Source organism: Pseudomonas sp. A, from assembly GCF_056270345.1.
Genome location: NZ_CM149873.1, coordinates 5,536,312 through 5,555,421, shown reverse-complemented (window position 1 = coordinate 5,555,421; position 19,110 = coordinate 5,536,312). Strand labels below are relative to the sequence as shown.

14 protein-coding genes and 1 pseudogene are annotated in these 19,110 nt (G+C 59.0%); 4 read left to right on the top strand and 11 right to left on the bottom strand.

Going from position 1 to position 19,110, the window contains the following annotated elements; all coding sequences use genetic code 11:
- Nucleotides 1-108 precede the first annotated feature (108 nt).
- Nucleotides 109-2,148 carry a hypothetical protein gene (locus AC0MAZ_RS24740; RefSeq protein WP_475859530.1) on the bottom strand — a complete coding sequence of 680 codons (2,040 nt, stop codon included), beginning with the start codon at nucleotides 2,146-2,148 and terminating at the stop codon, nucleotides 109-111.
- A 621-nt stretch (nucleotides 2,149-2,769) separates the two neighbouring features.
- On the opposite strand from AC0MAZ_RS24740, the gene yejK reads away from it, so the two are divergent.
- Complete coding sequence (yejK, locus tag AC0MAZ_RS24735; protein ID WP_023629121.1) at nucleotides 2,770-3,771, top strand: nucleoid-associated protein YejK; 1,002 nt, start codon at nucleotides 2,770-2,772, stop codon at nucleotides 3,769-3,771.
- A 16-nt stretch (nucleotides 3,772-3,787) separates the two neighbouring features.
- Here yejK and AC0MAZ_RS24730 read toward each other — a convergent pair whose 3' ends face one another.
- From AC0MAZ_RS24730 to AC0MAZ_RS24710, 5 genes and pseudogenes are all read right to left on the bottom strand, one after another.
- Complete coding sequence (locus AC0MAZ_RS24730) at nucleotides 3,788-4,210, bottom strand: hypothetical protein (RefSeq protein ID WP_023629120.1); 423 nt, start codon at nucleotides 4,208-4,210, stop codon at nucleotides 3,788-3,790.
- Entirely contained in the window at nucleotides 4,207-6,087 is a 1,881-nt protein-coding gene (locus AC0MAZ_RS24725) for a site-specific integrase (RefSeq protein ID WP_023629119.1), read from the bottom strand. The genes AC0MAZ_RS24730 and AC0MAZ_RS24725 overlap by 4 nt, the downstream gene beginning before the upstream one ends.
- A complete protein-coding gene (locus tag AC0MAZ_RS24720) occupies nucleotides 6,084-7,763 on the bottom strand; it encodes a hypothetical protein (protein WP_475859528.1) in 1,680 nt (559 codons plus the stop codon). The genes AC0MAZ_RS24725 and AC0MAZ_RS24720 overlap by 4 nt, the downstream gene beginning before the upstream one ends.
- Complete coding sequence (locus AC0MAZ_RS24715; RefSeq protein WP_023629117.1) at nucleotides 7,763-8,911, bottom strand: tyrosine-type recombinase/integrase; 1,149 nt, start codon at nucleotides 8,909-8,911, stop codon at nucleotides 7,763-7,765. Before AC0MAZ_RS24715 ends, AC0MAZ_RS24720 begins: the two co-directional genes overlap by 1 nt.
- Before the next feature lie 132 nt (nucleotides 8,912-9,043).
- A pseudogene (locus tag AC0MAZ_RS24710) lies at nucleotides 9,044-9,328 on the bottom strand (nucleoid-associated protein); the annotation flags it as partial.
- 391 nt (nucleotides 9,329-9,719) lie between these two features.
- Here AC0MAZ_RS24710 and AC0MAZ_RS24705 point away from each other — a divergent pair.
- Nucleotides 9,720-10,001, top strand: coding sequence for an HU family DNA-binding protein (locus AC0MAZ_RS24705; protein WP_110738284.1), 282 nt, complete (start codon nucleotides 9,720-9,722; stop codon nucleotides 9,999-10,001).
- 50 nt (nucleotides 10,002-10,051) lie between these two features.
- Here the strand turns inward: AC0MAZ_RS24705 and rlmF are convergent, their stop codons facing one another.
- The 5 genes from rlmF to AC0MAZ_RS24680 form a co-directional block, all read right to left on the bottom strand.
- Complete coding sequence (gene rlmF / locus AC0MAZ_RS24700; RefSeq protein WP_475859526.1) at nucleotides 10,052-11,002, bottom strand: 23S rRNA (adenine(1618)-N(6))-methyltransferase RlmF; 951 nt, start codon at nucleotides 11,000-11,002, stop codon at nucleotides 10,052-10,054.
- Nucleotides 11,003-11,175: 173 nt separating this feature from the next.
- Entirely contained in the window at nucleotides 11,176-14,022 is a 2,847-nt protein-coding gene (locus AC0MAZ_RS24695) for a valine--tRNA ligase (protein WP_203650865.1), read from the bottom strand.
- A gap of 227 nt (nucleotides 14,023-14,249) precedes the next feature.
- Complete coding sequence (locus tag AC0MAZ_RS24690) at nucleotides 14,250-14,624, bottom strand: DNA polymerase III subunit chi (RefSeq protein ID WP_110738287.1); 375 nt, start codon at nucleotides 14,622-14,624, stop codon at nucleotides 14,250-14,252.
- 5 nt (nucleotides 14,625-14,629) lie between these two features.
- Complete coding sequence (locus tag AC0MAZ_RS24685; protein ID WP_203650868.1) at nucleotides 14,630-15,058, bottom strand: DNA polymerase III subunit chi; 429 nt, start codon at nucleotides 15,056-15,058, stop codon at nucleotides 14,630-14,632.
- Nucleotides 15,059-15,108: 50 nt separating this feature from the next.
- A complete protein-coding gene (locus AC0MAZ_RS24680) occupies nucleotides 15,109-16,602 on the bottom strand; it encodes a leucyl aminopeptidase (RefSeq protein ID WP_475859525.1) in 1,494 nt (497 codons plus the stop codon).
- 294 nt (nucleotides 16,603-16,896) lie between these two features.
- Here AC0MAZ_RS24680 and lptF point away from each other — a divergent pair, with 294 nt between their 5' ends.
- Both lptF and lptG read left to right on the top strand, forming a co-directional pair.
- The gene (gene lptF / locus AC0MAZ_RS24675; RefSeq protein WP_232855973.1) at nucleotides 16,897-18,012 is read left to right on the top strand and encodes an LPS export ABC transporter permease LptF; all 1,116 of its coding nucleotides are present in this window, start codon (nucleotides 16,897-16,899) and stop codon (nucleotides 18,010-18,012) included.
- Nucleotides 18,005-19,066 (top strand): LPS export ABC transporter permease LptG, encoded by a 1,062-nt coding sequence (gene lptG, locus AC0MAZ_RS24670; RefSeq protein WP_050704120.1) that lies wholly within the window; start codon nucleotides 18,005-18,007, stop codon nucleotides 19,064-19,066. The genes lptF and lptG overlap by 8 nt, the downstream gene beginning before the upstream one ends.
- The last annotated feature ends 44 nt before the right edge of the window (nucleotides 19,067-19,110 follow it).

The following is a 19,110-nucleotide window of genomic DNA, read 5'->3' as shown; positions in this document are numbered from 1 at the left end:
CGCCGGCTCCGGGGTGTGATCAATGTCACCCCGGAATTTGCCGAAGTAGGGTTTTTAAGAGCAGCGGATGCGTTTCATGGGAGTTAATCACAAATCCGCCAGAGAGTATCACAAGCTCTGCATAAGTGTTCGGTAGTCGTCGAGATCAAGCGGCTTTGCATACAAGTAACTTGACTTCACATAAACGGCTCTTCCAACCGAATGCTCTACTGTTCTGGAGTCTAATGTGGCGCGAGTAAAGGCCACTTGTCCAGGGTTGCAAAGTGCTTTGATAAAATCGGAAACCGATGGCGTATCTGTTTCCCACTGATCATACAAGATGTGTTTCTCCTCTTTAGGACGGTCGGCATATTCCACGCCAAAGAAGCGGTCAGAGAAAAATCTTGTTATGACAGATATATCCGTGAAATATACACCTGAAATCTGTTCGGAAATTGCATGTGGTAGTCCTGCTACAACGCATGGGATAATCTCGTTATATGAAATTTCTCGTCCAAAAGCTTCTCGCATCATCTCTGGATGAAGAGTTATTCCATTTACAAGTCGGGTAACCTGATCGACATCTTCTCGACACTGTTTCAGATAGTTGTAGATGGCGACAGGTCTGCCCTCGCAGAGCCATCGGTTTTTGCATTCTAGGACAAATAATTTTCCTTCCCATAGCACTAGCACATCATATTGGTATTTTCCCTCCGGTTCGGGGTACTTCCTCTCGTAGGTAGCGGCTTCAATCCCTTGAGAAATAAATATCTCTTTTACCTCGGCTTCAAGCCCATCACCTTTAGGCTTAAACTCACCTTTCCTGCCCAGAATGTTTGATGCAACGGCTCTACTTATAACACTGCCTCTAACGATGTCCGAAATCACTGCAAATCCGCCGGAGGTTCTTATCAGAGGTGCATCGAACAAGTCTCTCGCCTTGCGATGGAATGTTATGTTATTGATGAAAATCGAGGATTTTTCTTTTGAAAGCCCGCAGGATTGTACATGCGCTTCTATGTCTTCTTGGGTAAAAGTCAAAAGTTCAGAAACCATAGGCTTGCTTCTAGAATCAGCCGACATTAAAGATGCGCAGTACTCTCTCACAGCACAAAAGCCATCGATCCAGTCAGCAATGGTCAAGCCCACATAGAGAGCCTCGTCTTCTAGAACATCGTAATTAAGTAACGTCGACAGCGACGATGCAGCTTGGTAGTGATCTTTGACCCTCGTGGATCCGCTTATCGTAGATACCGCATCCAGCAATTTATTCAGTTTCAAATCTTTTTTGAAAGAGAAAAAGTTCGATGATTCTCGCGATGTGTTTCTTTGGCTAGCGATGAAATCAAAAATTTGAGCGCTGGTAGGCCCTCCGAACTCTAATCCAAATTTAAAACCTTCAGGGGGGCTTTCATACTCTTTTGGTTCTCTACGAGTGTGGGCTCTACCGAGGTAACGCACTTGTTCCTGGAGGGTGTCTACAAGTGCCCAAACATTCGCGTTGTACAGTACTGAGCCGGCTTTAAATACCTCGGTGTCGCTTACTGCTAAACGATCCGGTATGATTGCAATTCCCTTAGGGCAGAACCAGTTATTGCGATAGGCCTCCATCAGGATGGCAGAACCTAAAGCGTCTACTTGTTGTGTGTGGTAGGCCGAGGGGTCTACGGTAACCCCCGATTCTCCAGTTACCGTTAGGCTATTTATAAGAACAGGTTTGTCGGTTGTGAACTCTTCAGCAATTTTCTCGTACAGATGATTCTGATCTTCAACGAACCAGGTCATCGTAGCCCACATCCTTTTGGCTGGACTCAGGTCCTTTAACGCATCGAGTTCTCCTTCGAAACTTAGTACTTCGCTGAAGCAGGTGTCGGCTATTTCAAAGAAGCCTAACCTATGTTTGAATATCCTCAATAATGTTTTGTCGACACTCGGCGAAATATACAGAATCAGTTCGGCAATCAGATCTTGACATCTTTTTGCTCTCTCAGGGTTCGTGCGTTTATTAATCAGGCTCTCCGCACGCATTACTATTTCAAGCAGCCCAAGCGGATTTTTCTTCCACGCTAATTTATCAAGCTCTTTTTTTAGTAGTTTCCATGATAGTTTTGATAGAGCATTATTTATACCGGATTCAGGTATTTCGAACCCATCTCTATAAGCTAGCAAAGCCACTCTCCCCGTGAATGCCAATGTGATTTTCGAGATCGCACGTCTGTGTAATCAGCGTGCGCGTCCAATGCTCTGATGTCACAATAGCACTACTCGGGGGAACTTGGCCGCTTTGCGGTGTGCCTTCGGAAACTCCACACAAAATTTCAAGTATGCGAAAATCTCCTCATCACCTGAGTCGAGCCGGCCATGCCAGATGTGCGGAACAAGACATGACGGACATGCCCCGCGTCTGGTTGGTAGCCCTGTCAAGGGGGCGCCTCTGCTTGAAGTCATGGTGTATGGTGTCATGTTGCCATCAGTCATGGCCTAGATGAAGCGGTAGCCGGGCCCCTTACACAAGGATAGGTTTGGTCATTGCGTACATTAACGCCCAGTAATCAGCAAGCTGCAATCAGAGATGTCGACGAGGTGGTGCTTAGACAGCAGGGCACAAGTGTCTGGATGAAGGGCCCGCAGGGGCGATTCATGGCCTTGGGCTCAGTGACTGTGACCGGTACGGAGGCGACAAGCTTTATGCATGCCTTGCTTAGCCAATGGATACCGCGCTAAAAGCAATGCCCTCGTCGGCCTACGCCGTGCAGATTTTTTTATAAATCCCCTTAAGGAAGCGCTCTGATGTCTATCCGTCATTGCATTGTTCATCTGATCGACAAAAAGCCCGACGGCACGCCTGCAGTTCTCCACGCCCGCGATTCTGAGCTTGCCGAGTCGGCCGCCATCGAAAACCTGCTGGCTGACCTCAACGACAGCTATAACGCCAAACAAGGCAAGGCCTGGGGGTTCTTCCATGCCGAGTCCGGCGCGTATCCGTTCAGCGGCTGGTTGAAGGAGTATTTCGACGGTAACCAGGATTTCACTAGCTTTAGTCGCGTGGCCATTAAGCATTTGCAGGCGCTCATGGAGGCATCCAACCTCTCAACCGGCGGCCATGTGCTATTCGCACACTACCAGCAAGGCATGACCGAATATCTCGCCATAGCCCTGCTGCACCATAGCGAAGGCGTAGCGGTGAACGCCGAACTGGACGTGACTCCATCGCGCCATCTGGACCTCGGCCAGTTGCACCTGGCGGCGCGGATTAACCTGTCGGAGTGGAAGAACAACCAGAACTCCAAGCAGTACATCTCATTCATCAAGGGCAAGAACGGCAAGAAGGTCTCAGAGTACTTCCGCGACTTCATCGGCTGTCAGGAAGGCGTCGACGGCCCGGGCGAAACCCGCACTTTGCTCAAGGCTTTCAGCGATTACGTCGAAAAAGAGGACCTGCCGGAGGAATCCGCCCGCGAGAAAACCCAGACTCTGGTCGACTACGCCACTACGCAGACCAAGTTAGGCGAGCCGGTGACCCTGGAAGAGCTTTCCAGCCTGATCGACGAGGACCGCCCCCAGGCGTTTTACGACCACATCCGCAACAGTGACTATGGTCTGTCGCCAGAGATCCCGGCCGACAAACGCACCCTAAACCAGTTCCGGCGCTTCACCGGGCGCGCCGAAGGGATGTCGATCAGCTTCGAGGCGCATTTATTGGGCGACAAGATCGAGTACGACGAAGCCGCCGGTACCTTGATCATTAAGGGCTTACCTACTCAACTCGTCGATCAGCTAAAGCGCCGCTGAACATAGCTTTACAACTTTAGGCATCGAAGCGCATCAGATCCGTCACCTTGCGGTCGTTTACCCTAGCTTTGAGCAGACGGTTTTCCTCTAATAGCATTTCATTCAGGGATGCGAGACTGGCGATTTTGGCCCGGAATTCCTCTATTTCATGCCGGTAGGCTGCGGATTTCTCGCGCTCAGCAATCAAATCGTGATGTTTCCCATCACGCATAGTGCGACTGCTGCGCCCCTGAGCTTCGCGGATAGACTCAGCAATTTTTGGATAGTAGTTGTGGATGAGCGCTGTTGATACGCCAGCCTCGCGGGCGACGGCGGCGATGGTAATATTGGTTTCCCCGGAATGGGAGCGCCCTCTCTGGATACGATAAAGGGCGAGCCGCAGATCTTTTTCGCGATCCTCAGCCGGTTTGTAGTGGGTTGCCTTCTTCGTGGGCTTCATGCGAGCGAGGTCTCCAGAGGCATCCCTAACTGAGTTAGTACGTTGTGGCACCGAGTCAGGTCGCGTTCAACCCGTTGGCGGCCACCGTCGCCAATGTCTGGGCACTGAAGCAGACCTTTCAACTCCTCGTAGAGCCGCTGGTAGATCGCTGTGTGTCTACTCCCGATCACAGCATTATTGCAGTTGCCGCATCGAGTGCGATCAAGGGTATTGCCTATGCAACCGTCATTGTCCGCCGTGCACCAAGCATGTCCATTACTACGAATTGCAGTGCTTTCGGCAATGGACTTCAGCATTGAGGCATGATCCTTGAATATCAGTAAGTTCTGCGGCTCTCGCTTCCACTGCTTGAGGGCACTACCGTAGCCCCCGGCCAGAGGTGCCTCACCGAACCAATCACCGACGACGCCGAGCTTGATATCATCCAGCTCGGTCTGAATATCGGTATACAGCTCAAGATCCAAATGCTGCCCCCAACTGTCGTCCATGCTGTAGCCTAAGGTCATGTCCATCGTCCAATGTGCGTAATGTTCCTTGAGATAGCGCAAGTCACCGAAGCGGCTATGCGCGGCATAATTGGCGAACTTGCGGCGGAACTGGTGGCTGGTGAGGTTCCAGCTCAGCCCACGCTCCTTCGCGAATGCCTTTAGGCAAAGGTTCCAAGTAGCGTTGCAAACTGTGCGTACTTGATCGCCTCCAGGAGCTACACCGAGGAAGAGCGCATGACGGTGCTTGTTTACTTCGACAATCTGCGGATCATGCGGATTGGATCGGCGTCGCTTCAGGAGTTCGGCGGTGATCATGGCCTGATATGGCAGGGCCCATCGCTCCATCACACGCAGCGCGCGTACGGTCGCCTCAGGTATCATCCATTGATGGATGCCCGCATCGGTCTTGTCCGAACGTGAGCGCATCCAATGATAGACAGTGCCCTGATTGTCCTGGGTACGGGAGTGCGCCCCCGACTGTATGTTCGCCAGCTCGTGGTTGCGGCAACCTGAGGTGCTGGCCATGACGATATAACATGATGTACGCAGATCAATGAGTGCTTTGTTGAGTGTTTTCAGTCCACCCTTCCAGGCCAGGGCCTCCAGATGCCGGTTCTTTGCAACATTGACTGTTGTGTATGATCGCCCCTTTCGCTGCGCCGAGAGGTCATCAAGAGCATCGCGAAGGTCAAGTAATTGGTGACCTCGCTCAACCTGCTGGTAGGCCCGCTCGAATAAGATGCAGAACACATCATCGGGAATCAGGGGCGTTTTGCTTTCTTGGGCACCAAGGCCAGCGAGCCCCGCCAGCGCCTTTGCGGAAGTCTCGGGCCATGGATGCGTCGGTATTCGGTCGTCGGTGTACTGACTGAGTTCATAGAGCGCTTCGACGGCCTTGAGGCGGCTCTCTAGTCCCCTTTGCGACAGTGGCTTACCACGGTATCGGCTGATTTGCCTGTACGCCTTACAAGCATTTACATAGGCTGTGCAGATCATCGGTGTCACCGCGCCAATATGATTGACTTTAAGCGCCTCAAGATGACGTAAAAATGGCACCGTATCATGGAAAAGAGCGTTCACTGAGCTGCCTTTAGGCCGCGTACCCCCTCGTCGCCCACGTCTTAGGTAGCGATACAGCATCGCTTTCATAGCCGCTCGGAATGCCATTGGTACGAGGTCGAAATCCAATCGTTTCTGGCTGGCTGGCACGTTGCTGGTGAAACCCTCGAGCTGCCAGATATCGTCGCCATATCGGCTGAGGATAATCCACTGCTTGTCGACTTGGGTCGCGCTAATGATCAAGGTGTCGCGTTCGTGGAGTCCACGCACATCGCTAGGTTGGGCTGCAAGTGCGTCCCAAGCTATTACTCCCGGTAGATTGGCATTCATGCAAATACCTCCAGGCTTTGAATCAGATCAACCGACCAGAACGGATGTGGCTGGGTGCGGGCACGCTCACGTGCGGCCTCTATCGCTGCCGCCTTGAAAATACCGCGTCGCAGCCCTTCGTCAATTATGTAGTGATCGATTAAGCGGGGGATATGTGCGTATTCCCTTGCCCAAAACCGTTTACTCATGCGCGAGCGTTCGGCCAACACGCGAAAGTAGAAACTGAACAGTTTGTACAAATCTTCAGCGGTCACCGCGTAGTGCTTGCATCGCAGGCAATTGATGAAGTTCATACAAGTTGCACCCTCTCGCTTAGGAGCGTACTGCCCGTTCTCCGGGTCCGAACAGCGTCCCATGGGCGTGTCTCGATAGGTTGCGCCGATGGTTCGATTCAATAGCTCCTGCACCAACACCTCACCCATGAACTGCCAGTTACGACGAGCCTCTTCGCTGGGCGCTAAATAGTGTTGGTCGGTGACCTGAGGGGTGTTTCCGAGTGCTGCGGCTGTGGTTGCGATATCTCCTCCGGTCAGCTCGAAGATACCGTTGGCGAACGTCTCGCGCAGTCGTGAGATATTAATGCGTAGAGGCTGTCCATCGCTGTCGGTCAGGCTATGTTTAGCCACAAGTCGGGTTGCCGCGACTGCCACCGCTGATGAATCCAAAGCGGTGACGTTGCCGACATTTTTTGAAGCGCGAGTACGATACAGCCATACCCGGCCCTTAAGATGGTCCGGAGCTTCAGCATCTAAAGGTTCGGTCAGGACCATCACGCGACGAATAAGACGTTCCACGCTGGTTCTTACGCTCGGCGTGGATTCAAGAACGCGTTCAACGTCCGATTCCGCGCGGAGGGCAACCTTGCTGGTGTTATATCCTCGCCGCTTCCACAGGACCAGGAACACCTTGTCATCTTTCGGGTGCGGGCGTAGGCAGTCACGGCGCATTTCCAAGAGTGGTGTGTTATTACGCCCGGTGTGGAGCGCCACAACCAATAGCGCGAAGGCTAGCACCTCGCCGGTTACAGACACGCCGTCGGTCCATATCGGTTTGATGGCTTGCCGCAATGCCATAGCGAAGGCTTGGCGTTCTCTGTTGGATAATGCGGTCGCGCTCTTGTACTTGTGATTACTATTCGGGAAGGGCGTGCTCGGAAACGTGGCCATGTCACCTGAGGCGATTAGAGGAATCAGACCACGCCGCCCCAACGCAGTTAGTACCGGCTTAGTTTGGGTGTAAAGAGCCTTTTGAGACGTTGTTGCCACGCCCAGCTCTGCCAGATGGCCGAGATAACCGTCGATTAGGTCCCGGTTTATATCGGTCAAAAGTAAGTCACGGCCAAATGCGGTTGCCCGCAGCGAGCAGTAGTCGAGGAAGTTGCGAAGTCCATTTACGCAGTAGCCCGCCACGGTGGTGACTGTGATGGCACCATCTTGGCCGGCTAGGAAGCGTTCGATTTGGCGCTGACAGGCGTAGGTGATGGCATCAATGCCTACGCCGTACCAGCGAGCAAAGTTGAAGCAACGGCTCCTGGACGTATTCAGGCCGAACTCAACGATAGCGTTACTTGCAGCGGTAGCTTGGGGCAGGATGACTACATTGCCGACCGCGTCGTGGCGGTGTTCTACTTGGGGAACGCTGAGGTCGGTCCTGACAAACACCTTGCGCCTACTCATCAGGTGGCCCCTGCTAATATGTTTAACTCATCGTCATAGGCCAGTATGGCTTCGTCGGCCATTTCGTTGATCAGATGCAGATACATCATAGTCGTCTGAATCGAGCTGTGACCAAGTTGTCGCTGGAGGAATACAAGAGGATCCAGTCCGTTCGAGGGGTTGCGCTGAAGGCTGACCAGCGTATGCGTAGCGTAGGTGTGCCGGAGGATATGCGTATGGACCCTAATCCCAGCCCGCTTACCGGTTTCGCTGATTATCCGATTAAGACTCTTGCCGTACTCTGCATATGGGGCCCCGAATTGATTGAGAAATAGCGCTTTTTGCGGGGTCTTGCTCAGTGAAACGCGCTCGCCACGAACCTTCGTCGCGTAGTGATAGAGTTCGATGATGAAGGTGCGGCTAAGGTAAATATTTCGCGGCTTGCTGCCCTTCGTCACCATGCCGCTTCCGTCAAAGGGATCGAGACAAATGCGCAGGTTACGCTCGTTTCGTTGCGCTTTGTCTGGATCGAAAACATAGGCAAGTGGGAACGCTGCGATCTCTTCCCGGCGCAGGCCCGTATGCAAAGCGAGGCGCATCATCATTCGGTGATGAGGGTTTTCCGCTGCGGCCAGGAGCAACTTGATCTCTGGCATGCTCAAAAATTTGGGCAAGGCAGTCTGCCTGCGCGGCATCACGTCGTTTGCCATAGCCATGCCGCCGCTGCCGTCGACATGATGAAGGAAGGTCTTCTTGCTCCGTACGGCGCGTTCCTCGAGAGCAAAGGGGAGAGCTGTTACCCACCCCTCCTTCAGTGCATATTCGTAGAACTTGCAGATGTAAGTCAGGCGTTGGCGAGTGGTGTTCGGTGTCAGCTTACATGTCGTCAAGCAATAGTCCCGATATGCTGCCACTAGGCTTTTAGCCTCGCCACGCTCTACGTCCAGCCAGCCAAGATTATGGGCTTCAAGAAAGCTGAAGAAGTCGTACAGTGCACGTCCGGTACTGGGCCAGGAACGCCTGGAACCAATCGCCCCACGAAGTAAGTAATGACGGAAGAACTGATTAGCAGGGGCGCAGCTCTCCATTGAGTTCCAAAGCAGGATAGGAAACCCTTGATAGGGTTGTCCGGCGATCACCAACTCTTCAGTAGCCCACACAAGCTCCATCTATGGCCCCCAACATTGGCGCCTATCGTGGTCTCAGGCAGAGCTGGGGGCCTTGTGTACCCTTGAAGCGCCTGAGCTTCTAAATGTTTGTAAGGCATAGCACAAACATTTAACGTTCTCTAGGTGCCAGATCATCAGCTTCTGCAGGTGCTCGACCGCGATGCGGCTGAAGGCGGCGAAGTCCTTTTCCTCATCCAGATACTGCTTGAGCCAGCCACTGAACGGGTAGGCGCCGGACTCGCCGTGGAAAAAGCCCCAGGCTTTGCCTTGCTTGGCGTTGTAGCTGTCGTTGAGGTCGGCCAGCAGGTTCTCGATGGCGTCGGAGGCTACCAGTTCGCTGTCGCGCGCATGGAGCACGGCGGGGCTGCCATCGGGCTTCTTGTCGATCAGGTGAACGATGCAATGACGGATTGGCATGGAATTCTCGGTGGTCTGAGCGGTGAAAAGCCGCGCTGCAAAAGTCGCTCAGTTTACCTCAGGGTAGGGGTGATGCAGTGGCCAGATATTGGCACAAATGCCGGTTGTTCGTTTTTTGCTCATTTTTTTGCGATTTTTCCGAAAACCCCCGAAAAACCTGCACAAAATCAATGTCGACAGCGGATATTTCTCGATTCCTGTGGTAGCTTTGCGCGGTCTTGCGCCCCTTGGGTGGCGCATTGCTGGCAGATCGCTTGCGCGGTGTCGAACCAAACGCCGATTTGCGTATCTACATACGCGATCGACGCGGCCTCTGGATTGTCCCGGGCTGGCCCGACCACCGACCAAGCATGCTGCACAACCTCTGATTTGATAGGGAAGGAACACCACCATGGCACTGACCAAAGACCAACTGATTGCCGACATCGCTGAAGCTATCGACGCGCCGAAAACCACCGCGCGTAATGCACTGGAGCAACTGGGCCAGATCGTTGCCGACCAACTGGAAAACGGCGCCGAAATCACCCTGCCAGGCATCGGCAAGCTGAAAGTCTCCGAGCGTCCTGCCCGTACCGGCCGCAACCCTTCGACTGGCGCCGCCATCGAAATCGCTGCCAAGAAAGTCGTCAAGTTCGTTCCAGCCAAAGTGCTGACCGACTCGATCAACAAGTAATTGTTGATGCGTTGACGAAACCGCGCCCGGCTTGCCCGGGCGCGGTTTTTTCATGCCTGTGATTTGCGCGCGGCAGGCCATTGCTGGCGTGCGCTGTCGTCCTGGAAACTCCAGGCGACCATGCGGCTCTGCTTCTGTCCCTGGCCCATCTCGACGATGCGCAGGGCCTTCACCCCGGCCTTCTTCAAGGCCGCCTCGATACCCGGCAGGTTGCTGGCCTTGGACACCAGGCTGGTGAACCACAGCACCTGGGTCGCGTATTGCACGCTTTCGCCGACCAGTTGGCTGACGAAGCGGATCTCGCCGCCTTCGCACCACAGTTCGTTGTTCTGCCCGCCGAAGTTCAGTACCGGCAATTTGCGCTTGGGGTCCTGTTTGCCGAGGTTCTTCCACTTGCGCTGGCTGCCGCGGGTGGCTTCCTCGCGGGAGGCATGGAACGGCGGGTTGCACAGGGTGACGTCGAAGCGTTCGTCGGTCTGCAGCAGGCCACTGAGGATATGCCTGGGCTGAGCTTGCTGGCGCAGGCTGATGGCCTTGTCGAGCTTGTTGGCCTGGACGATGGCCTTGGCCGAGGCCAGGGCCACACCGTCGATGTCGGAGCCGGTGAAGCGCCAGCGGTAGTCGCTGTGGCCAAGCAAGGGGTAGATGCAGTTGGCGCCGACGCCGATATCCAGGGCGCGTACCTGGGCGCCGCGGGGGATCTCGCCGGCATTGTCCTCGGCCAGCAGGTCGGCCAGCACGTGGATGTAGTCGGCCCGGCCGGGGATCGGCGGGCACAGGTAGTCGGCCGGAATATCCCAGTGTTGGATGCCGTACTGGGCCTTGAGCAGGGCGCGGTTGAACACCCGCACGGCCTCGGGGTTGGCAAAGTCGATGCTGGGCTTGCCGTAGGGGTTGGTGATGGTGAAGCGGGCCAGGTCCGGGTGCGCCTTGATCAGGGCGGGGAAGTCGTAGCGGCCCTGGTGGCGGTTGCGTGGGTGCAGGGTGGGTTTTTCGGTCATTGTCGGATCCGGTGTTGCCTTGCTGGTCCAGGGGCCGCTTTGCGGCCCTTTCGCGGCACAAGGCCGCTCCTACAGGAAAGCGCAGGCCTGTGAGCCATGCAATTCCCTGTAGGAGCGGCCTTGTGCCGCGAACGAGGGCGAAGCCCTCGCCGGTCAGTCAGCGATGTAGATGATTACAGCGCAGCAATCCGCGCATGCTGCTCGGTGAAGTTGGCCAGGGCCTGCTCCGACTCGGCCAGCTTGGCGCGTTCCTTCTCGATCACCGCAGGCGGTGCCTTGTCGACGAAGGCGGCGTTGGACAGCTTGCCACCGACGCGCTGGACTTCACCCTGCAAACGCTGGATCTCTTTGCTTAGGCGCGCAAGTTCGGCGTCCTTGTCGATCAGGCCGGCCATCGGCACCAGCACCTGCAGATCACCCACCAGCGCGGTGGCCGACAGCGGCGCTTCGTCCTGCTCGCCCAGCACGGTGAACGACTCGACCTTGGCCAGTTTCTTCAGCAGGGCTTCGTTTTCCTGCAGGCGACGCTGGTCGTCGGCGTTGGCGTTCTTCAGGAACAGCGGCAGCGGCTTGCCCGGGCCGATGTTCATCTCGGCGCGGATGTTGCGCAGGCCCACCATCAGCTCCTTGAGCCACTCGATGTCGCCTTCGGCGGCGGCGTCGATGCGGCTTTCGTTCGCTTCAGGCCACGGCTGCAGCATGATGGTCTTGCCTTCGATGCCGGCCAGCGGCGCGATGCGCTGCCAGATCTCTTCGGTGATGAACGGCATGAACGGGTGCGCCAGGCGCAGGGCGACTTCCAGCACGCGCACCAGGGTGCGACGGGTGCCGCGGGCGCGCTCGACCGGGGCGTTCTCGTCCCACAGCACCGGCTTGGACAGCTCCAGGTACCAGTCGCAGTACTGGTTCCAGATGAACTCGTACAGGGCCTGGCTGGCCAAGTCGAAGCGGAACTGCTCGAGCTGACGGGTCACTTCGGCTTCAGTGCGCTGCAGCTGCGAGATGATCCAGCGGTCGGCCAGCGACAGCTCGTAGGCCTCGCCGTTCTGGCCGCAATCCTCGCCCTTGTCCAGCACGTAGCGGGCGGCGTTCCAGATCTTGTTGCAGAAGTTGCGGTAGCCTTCGACGCGGCCCATGTCGAACTTGATGTCACGACCGGTGGAGGCCAGCGAGCAGAAGGTGAAGCGCAGGGCGTCGGTGCCGTAGCTGGCGATGCCTTCGGGGAACTCGGCCTTGGTCTGCTTGGCGATCTTCTCGGCAAGCTTGGGCTGCATCATGCCGCTGGTGCGTTTTTCCAGCAGGGCGTCGAGGGTGATGCCGTCGACGATGTCCAGCGGGTCGAGGACGTTGCCCTTGGACTTGGACATCTTCTGGCCCTGGCCGTCGCGGACCAGACCGTGCACGTAGACGGTCTTGAACGGTACCTGCGGGGTGCCGTCCTCGTTCTTGATCAGGTGCATCGTCAGCATGATCATCCGGGCGACCCAGAAGAAGATGATGTCGAAGCCGGTGACCAGCACGTCGGTGGAGTGGAATTTCTTCAGGAACTCGGTCTGCTCCGGCCAGCCGAGGGTGGAGAAGGTCCACAGGCCCGAGCTGAACCAGGTGTCGAGCACGTCGTCGTCCTGGCGCAGTTTCACATCGGCGCCCAGGTTGTGCTTGGCGCGCACTTCGGCCTCGTCGCGGCCGACATAGACCTGGCCGGCCTCGTCGTACCAGGCCGGGATGCGGTGGCCCCACCACAGCTGGCGGCTGATGCACCAGTCCTGGATGTCGCGCATCCAGGAGAAGTACATGTTCTCGTACTGCTTGGGCACGAACTGGATGCGGCCGTCTTCCACGGCGGCGATGGCAGGTTCCGCCAGTGGCTTGGTAGAGACGTACCACTGGTCGGTCAGCCACGGCTCGATGACGGTGCCGGAACGGTCGCCTTTCGGGACTTTCAGGGCGTGATCGTCGATGCTGACCAGCAGGCCTTGGGCGTCGAGGTCGGCAACCATCTGCTTGCGCGCGACGAAGCGGTCGAGGCCGGCGTACTGGGTCGGCAGCGAGGTGTCGAGGCTATCGTTGACGCTGCCGTCGAGGTTGAACGCCTGCACGGCGGCCAGCACGGTGGCGTTCTTGTCGAAGATGTTCAGCAGCGGCAGGTTGTGGCGCTTGCCGACTTCGTAGTCGTTGAAGTCGTGGGCCGGGGTGATCTTCACGCAGCCGGTGCCGAACTCGGGGTCGCAGTAGTCGTCGGCGACGATCGGGATACGACGGCCGACCAGCGGCAGTTCGACGAACTTGCCGATCAGTGCCTGGTAGCGCTCGTCGGCCGGGTTGACGGCGACGGCGACGTCACCGAGCAGGGTTTCCGGACGGGTGGTGGCGACCACCAGGTGGTCCTTGCCTTCGGCGGTCTTGGCGCCGTCTGCCAGCGGATAGCGCAGGTTCCACAGGTGGCCCTTCTCGTCGTGGTTCTCCACTTCGAGGTCGGAAATCGCCGTGTGCAGCTTGGTGTCCCAGTTGACCAGGCGCTTGCCGCGGTAGATCAGGCCGTCTTCGTGCAGGCGCACGAAAGCCTCTTTGACCGCTTCCGACAGGCCGTCGTCCATGGTGAAGCGCTCGCGGCTCCAGTCCACCGACGAGCCCAGGCGGCGGATCTGGCGGCTGATGTTGCCGCCCGATTGATCCTTCCACTCCCAGACCTTCTCCAGGAACTTGTCGCGGCCCAGGTCATGGCGATTCTGGCCCTTGGCCTCGAGCTGGCGCTCCACCAGCATCTGGGTGGCGATACCGGCGTGGTCGGTGCCCGGCTGCCACAGGGTGTCGCGACCCTGCATGCGGCGGAAGCGGATCAGCGCGTCCATGATCGCGTTGTTGAAGCCGTGGCCCATGTGCAGGCTGCCGGTCACGTTCGGCGGCGGGATCATGATGGTGTAGGACTCGCCTGCACCTTGTGGAGCGAAATAGTTCTCGGACTCCCAGGTGTTGTACCAGGAAGTTTCGATGGCGTGCGGCTGGTAGGTCTTATCCATGCGCGGCGGGACCCTTAGGCATTAATTCGGGAAAGCCGGGAAGTATAACGGAGCCGCGAGTTTCAAGCGACAAGCTGCAAGATGCGATGGAGGAACGGGAGACGTGGTAGCAGGCGATGGCCCTTTCGCGGGTAAACCCGCTCCCACAGGTGGTGTGCAACCGTCGGGTTTGCACTGTACCTGTGGGAGCGGGTTTACCCGCGAAGGCCACACCGCGGGGGCGGGTCTTACTCGGAACGCTTGAGCAAGCGCTCCAGCCGCGCATCGAGGCGACGTTTGATCTCGGTCTCGATATGCGGGGTGAAGTCGTTGATCACATCCTGCATGATCAGTTGCGCGGCGGCGCGCAGTTCGGCGTCCAGGTGCAGCAGGGTGTCCTGGCGGCGGGCCTGGGCATCTTCTTCAGGTGCCGGGGCCGCTACCGGCGCTGCCTCGGCGACGGGCGGCGCGGCGGCAGGTTCGTCAAGCAACAGGGGAATCTGCTCCACCGTCTCGGTCAGCAGCGGCGGTTGCAGGTCGGCGTCGCCCAGCAGCTCGCGGATCGATTCAAGATCGTCGAGCAGGTGGGCGGAATGGGTCAGGGAGTTCAGCTGCTTGTCCATCGTCGTCAGAGTCGCTGTAAGCGGTGATCTTGCAGAGCATAGCCCTGTTCGCGGTAGAAACGGAATCGCTCGCGTGCGGCCAGGCGGATGGCCGGTTCCTCGACGACGATTTCGGCGACCCGCTCGAACTGGCCGACGAAGGCGGGAACATCGCCGCCCAGGTTGATCAGCAGGTCACGGTGTTCGCCGGCATCAGTGCCGACACCCAGCGCGACAATGGCGTCCGGGTGCTGTTCGGCGTGGTCGTGGGGCACGAAGGCCTCGCCCTTGAACTGCCACAGGCGCAGGTCGAGCTCGTTGCGTTGCGCCTCGTCCTGGCAATGCAGGTAGACCCGGTGGCCGAGGCGCCAGGCCTTTTCACACAGCTTGCAGGCGAAATCCAGCCGCACCGACAGTGAGTCGCTGGGCAGGATGTAGAAATCGACTTTGCTCATGATCGTTCAGTGCCGGCCGGTGGCGCGTGAGCGCCACCGGCCATGCGCCATCAGGCGCCGGCGCGGTCCAGCAGGTACTGGGTGAGCAGCGGTACCGGGCGGCCCGAGGCGCCCTTGTCCTTGCCGCCGCTGATCCAGGCGGTGCCGGCGATGTCCAGGTGCGCCCAGTGGTAGGCCTTGGCGAAACGCGACAGGAAGCAGCCGGCGGTGATGGTGCCGGCCTTCGGGCCACCGATGTTGGCGATGTCGGCGAACGGGCTGTCCAGTTGCTCCTGGTACTCGTCGAACAGCGGCAGCTGCCAGGCGCGGTCGTCGGCGCGCTTGCCGGCGTCCAGCAGTTGGCCGACCAGCGCGTCGTCGTTGCCCATCAGGCCCGAGGTATGGCTGCCCAGGGCGACGATGCAGGCGCCGGTCAGGGTGGCGATGTCGATCACCGCCTGCGGCTTGAAACGCTCGGCGTAGGTGAGGGTGTCGCACAGCACCAGGCGGCCTTCGGCGTCGGTGTTGAGGATCTCGACGGTCTGCCCGCTCATGGTGGTGACGATGTCGCCCGGACGGGTGGCGCCGCCGCTCGGCATGTTCTCGGCGCAGGCCAGCAGGCACACCAGGTTGATCGGCAGCTGCAGCTCGAGCACGGCGCGCAGGGTGCCGAACACGCTGGCGGCGCCGCACATATCGTACTTCATCTCGTCCATGCCGGCGCCGGGCTTGAGGCTGATGCCGCCGGTGTCGAAGGTGATGCCCTTGCCGACCAGCACGAACGGTTTTTCGCTCTTCTTGCCGCCCTGGTAGTTGAGCACGATCAGCCGCGGCGGCTGGTCGCTGCCCTGGCCCACGGCATAGAACGCGCCCATGCCCAGGTCCTTGATCTTCTTCTCGTCCAGCACCTCGACCTTGAGGCCTTTGTGCGCCTTGCCCAGGTCCTTGGCCTGCTCGGCGAGGAAGCTTGGGTGGCAGACGTTCGGTGGCAGGTTGCCCAGGTCGCGGGTGAAGGCCATGCCGGTGGCGATGGCGCTGGCGTGTTTCACGGCGCGCTCGGCCTCGGCCTGGCCGGCCTTGGCGGTGAGCAGGGTGACTTTCTTCAGGGCGCGGGGTTCGGCCTTCTGGCTCTTGTAGCGATCGAACACGTAGTTGCCGTCCAGCAGGGGCTCGGCCAGCAGGCGGTACTTGCCGTAGTGGCCGTCGCGGCCGGTGACGGCGATGTCGTCCAGGGCCAGCACGGCGTCGCTGCCGCCCAGGCCCTTGAGCACGCCGGCGACGCTGGCGACCAGCTTGCGCCAGGCGCGATCGCCGAGGGCTTCGTCCTTGCCGCTGCCGACCAGCAGCACGCGCTCGGCCTTCAGGCCCGGCAGGCTTTGCAGCAGCAGGGTCTGGCCTGGCTTGCCGGCCAGGTCGCCACGCTTGAGCAGCGCGCTGATTGCGCCTTCGCTGGCCTGGTCGACGGCCTTGGCCGTGGCGCCAAGCTTGCGCCCTTCACCCACGGGTACGACCAAGGTCGCGGTCTTGACGGATACAGCGGCTACGCTCTTTACAACCAATTCCATGTCTGGGGTCCCCGAATGATCTGTCTGTCAGTGGGCGCTGTCTTTCGCAAGCGCTCGGAACACGCGGCTGGCGGGCGATGCCTGCCAGCGGAAAAGCTGCCAGTTTGAGCCTGCCGCGACCACGATGACAACCCCGATATGCGCCATGCTGCGCGGCCAAGTGACAGGCGCCGTCAATCACAGGATAATGCGCGCACTTTTACATGGAGGTTCGCCTTGGCGAACCGGCATTGGTCTTGGCTGTCCGAATCGTTCGTTTGGCTGTCCGCCCCTGACAACCCAGGAGTGTCTGGTTTGATCGTCTTTCGTTATCTGTCCCGCGAGGTCCTGGTGACCTTGAGCGCCGTCAGCGCCGTGCTGCTGGTGATCATCATGAGCGGGCGCTTCATCAAATACCTGGCCCAGGCGGCCCAGGGCGCGCTCGATCCAAGCGTGCTGTTCATGATCATGGGGTTCCGCCTGCCGGGCTTCCTGCAACTGATCCTGCCGCTGGGGCTGTTCCTCGGCATCCTGCTCGCCTATGGCCGGTTGTATCTCGAAAGCGAGATGACCGTGCTGTCGGCCACCGGCATGAGCCAGCAGCGCCTGCTGACCGTGACCATGGTGCCGGCGGCGCTGGTCGCCCTGCTGGTCGCCTGGCTGAGCCTGAGCCTGGCGCCTCTGGGCGTTGCCCAGGTGCAGAAGATCATCGCCCAGCAGGATGCCCTGACCGAGTTCGACACCCTGGTGCCGGGCCGTTTCCAGACCCTGCGCGACGGCTCCCGGGTGACCTACACCGAACAGCTGTCCGATGACCGCATCAAGCTCGGCGGGGTGTTCATCTCCGAGAAGCGCTTCAACCAGGACAAGACCAAGGACCGCGCGCCTTCGGTGCTGGTCGCCGAGAAGGGCCACCAGGAAGTGCAGGCCGACGGCAACCGCTACCTGGTGCTGGAGAACGGCTACCGCTACGACGGCAATCCGGGCCAGGCCGACTACCGGGCGATCAAGTACGACACCTATGGCGTGCTGCTGCCCAAGCCGGAAGTCGCCGAGGAAGTCACCGACCGCGAAGCGATCCCGACGTCCGAACTGTTCGGGCATGAAGGCATTCGCGAGCGAGCCGAGCTGCAATGGCGCCTGTCGCTGCCACTGCTGGTGTTCGTCGTGACGCTGCTGGCGGTGCCGCTGTCGCGCGTCAACCCACGCCAGGGCCGCTTCCTCAAGCTGCTGCCGGCGATCCTTTTGTACATGGCCTATCTGACGATGCTGATTTCCGTGCGTAGCGCCCTGGAGAAGGGCAAGCTGCCCATCTCGCTGGGTATGTGGTGGGTCCATGGCCTGTTCCTGCTGATCGGCCTGGCGCTGATGTATTGGGAGCCGTTGCGCCTCAAACGCGCCGCCCGTCGTGCGGAGGTGGCCCGTGGTTAAACTGGACCGCTACATCGGCAAGAGCGTGCTGCTGGCGATCGCCGCCGTGCTGGGCATCATCCTTGGCCTGGCCTCGCTGTTCGCCCTGATCGACGAACTGAACGACCTGAGTGCCACCTATACCTTCATGGATGCTGGCAGCTTCGTCCTGCTGACCGCGCCGCGCCGTCTCTACGACATGCTGCCGATGGCGGCCCTGATCGGCTGCCTGATCGGCCTGGGCAGCCTGGCCAGCAGCAGCGAACTGACCATCATGCGCGCCGCCGGCGTGTCCATCGGGCGCATCGTCTGGGCGGTGATGAAGCCGATGCTGGTGCTGATGCTGGTCGGCCTGCTGATCGGCGAGTACGTGGCCCCGGTGACCGAGAACAAGGCCCAGGCCGACCGATCGCTCGCCCAGGGTGGCGGCGAGGCGCAAAGCTCCAAGCGCGGCATGTGGCACCGCCAGGGCGAGGAGTTCGTGCATATCAACTCGGTGCAGCCCAATGGCCTGCTGCTGGGCGTGACCCGCTACCGCTTCGACGCCGAGCGCAAGATCCAGACCTCCAGCTTTGCCCGCCGGGCGCAGTATGTGGAAGGCAAGTGGATGCTCAACGATGTCTCCACGACCTACTTCCGCGGCGACCACACCGAAGTGGTCAAGAGCCCTGAAGAGGTGTGGGACGTCTCGGTGACGCCGGAGCTGCTCAACACCGTGGTGCTGGCGCCGGAGTCGCTGTCGATCACCGGGCTGTGGGACTACATCCACTACCTGGCCGACCAGGGACTGAACAACTCGCGCTACTGGCTGGCGTTCTGGACCAAGGTCCTGCAACCGCTGGTCACCGCGGCGCTGGTATTGATGGCGATTTCGTTCATCTTCGGCCCGCTGCGTTCCGTGACCCTGGGGCAGCGCGTGTTCACCGGCGTGCTGGTGGGCTTCGTGTTCCGCATCGCCGGGGACCTGCTGGGGCCATCGAGCCAGGTGTTCGGCTTCCCGCCGTTGCTGGCGGTGGTGATCCCAGCGGGGATCTGTGCGCTGGCGGGCTTGTGGTTGATGCGCCGGGCGGGTTGATGGCCTGAGCTGCACAAAGAAGCCGACCCTGGGGTCGGCTTTTT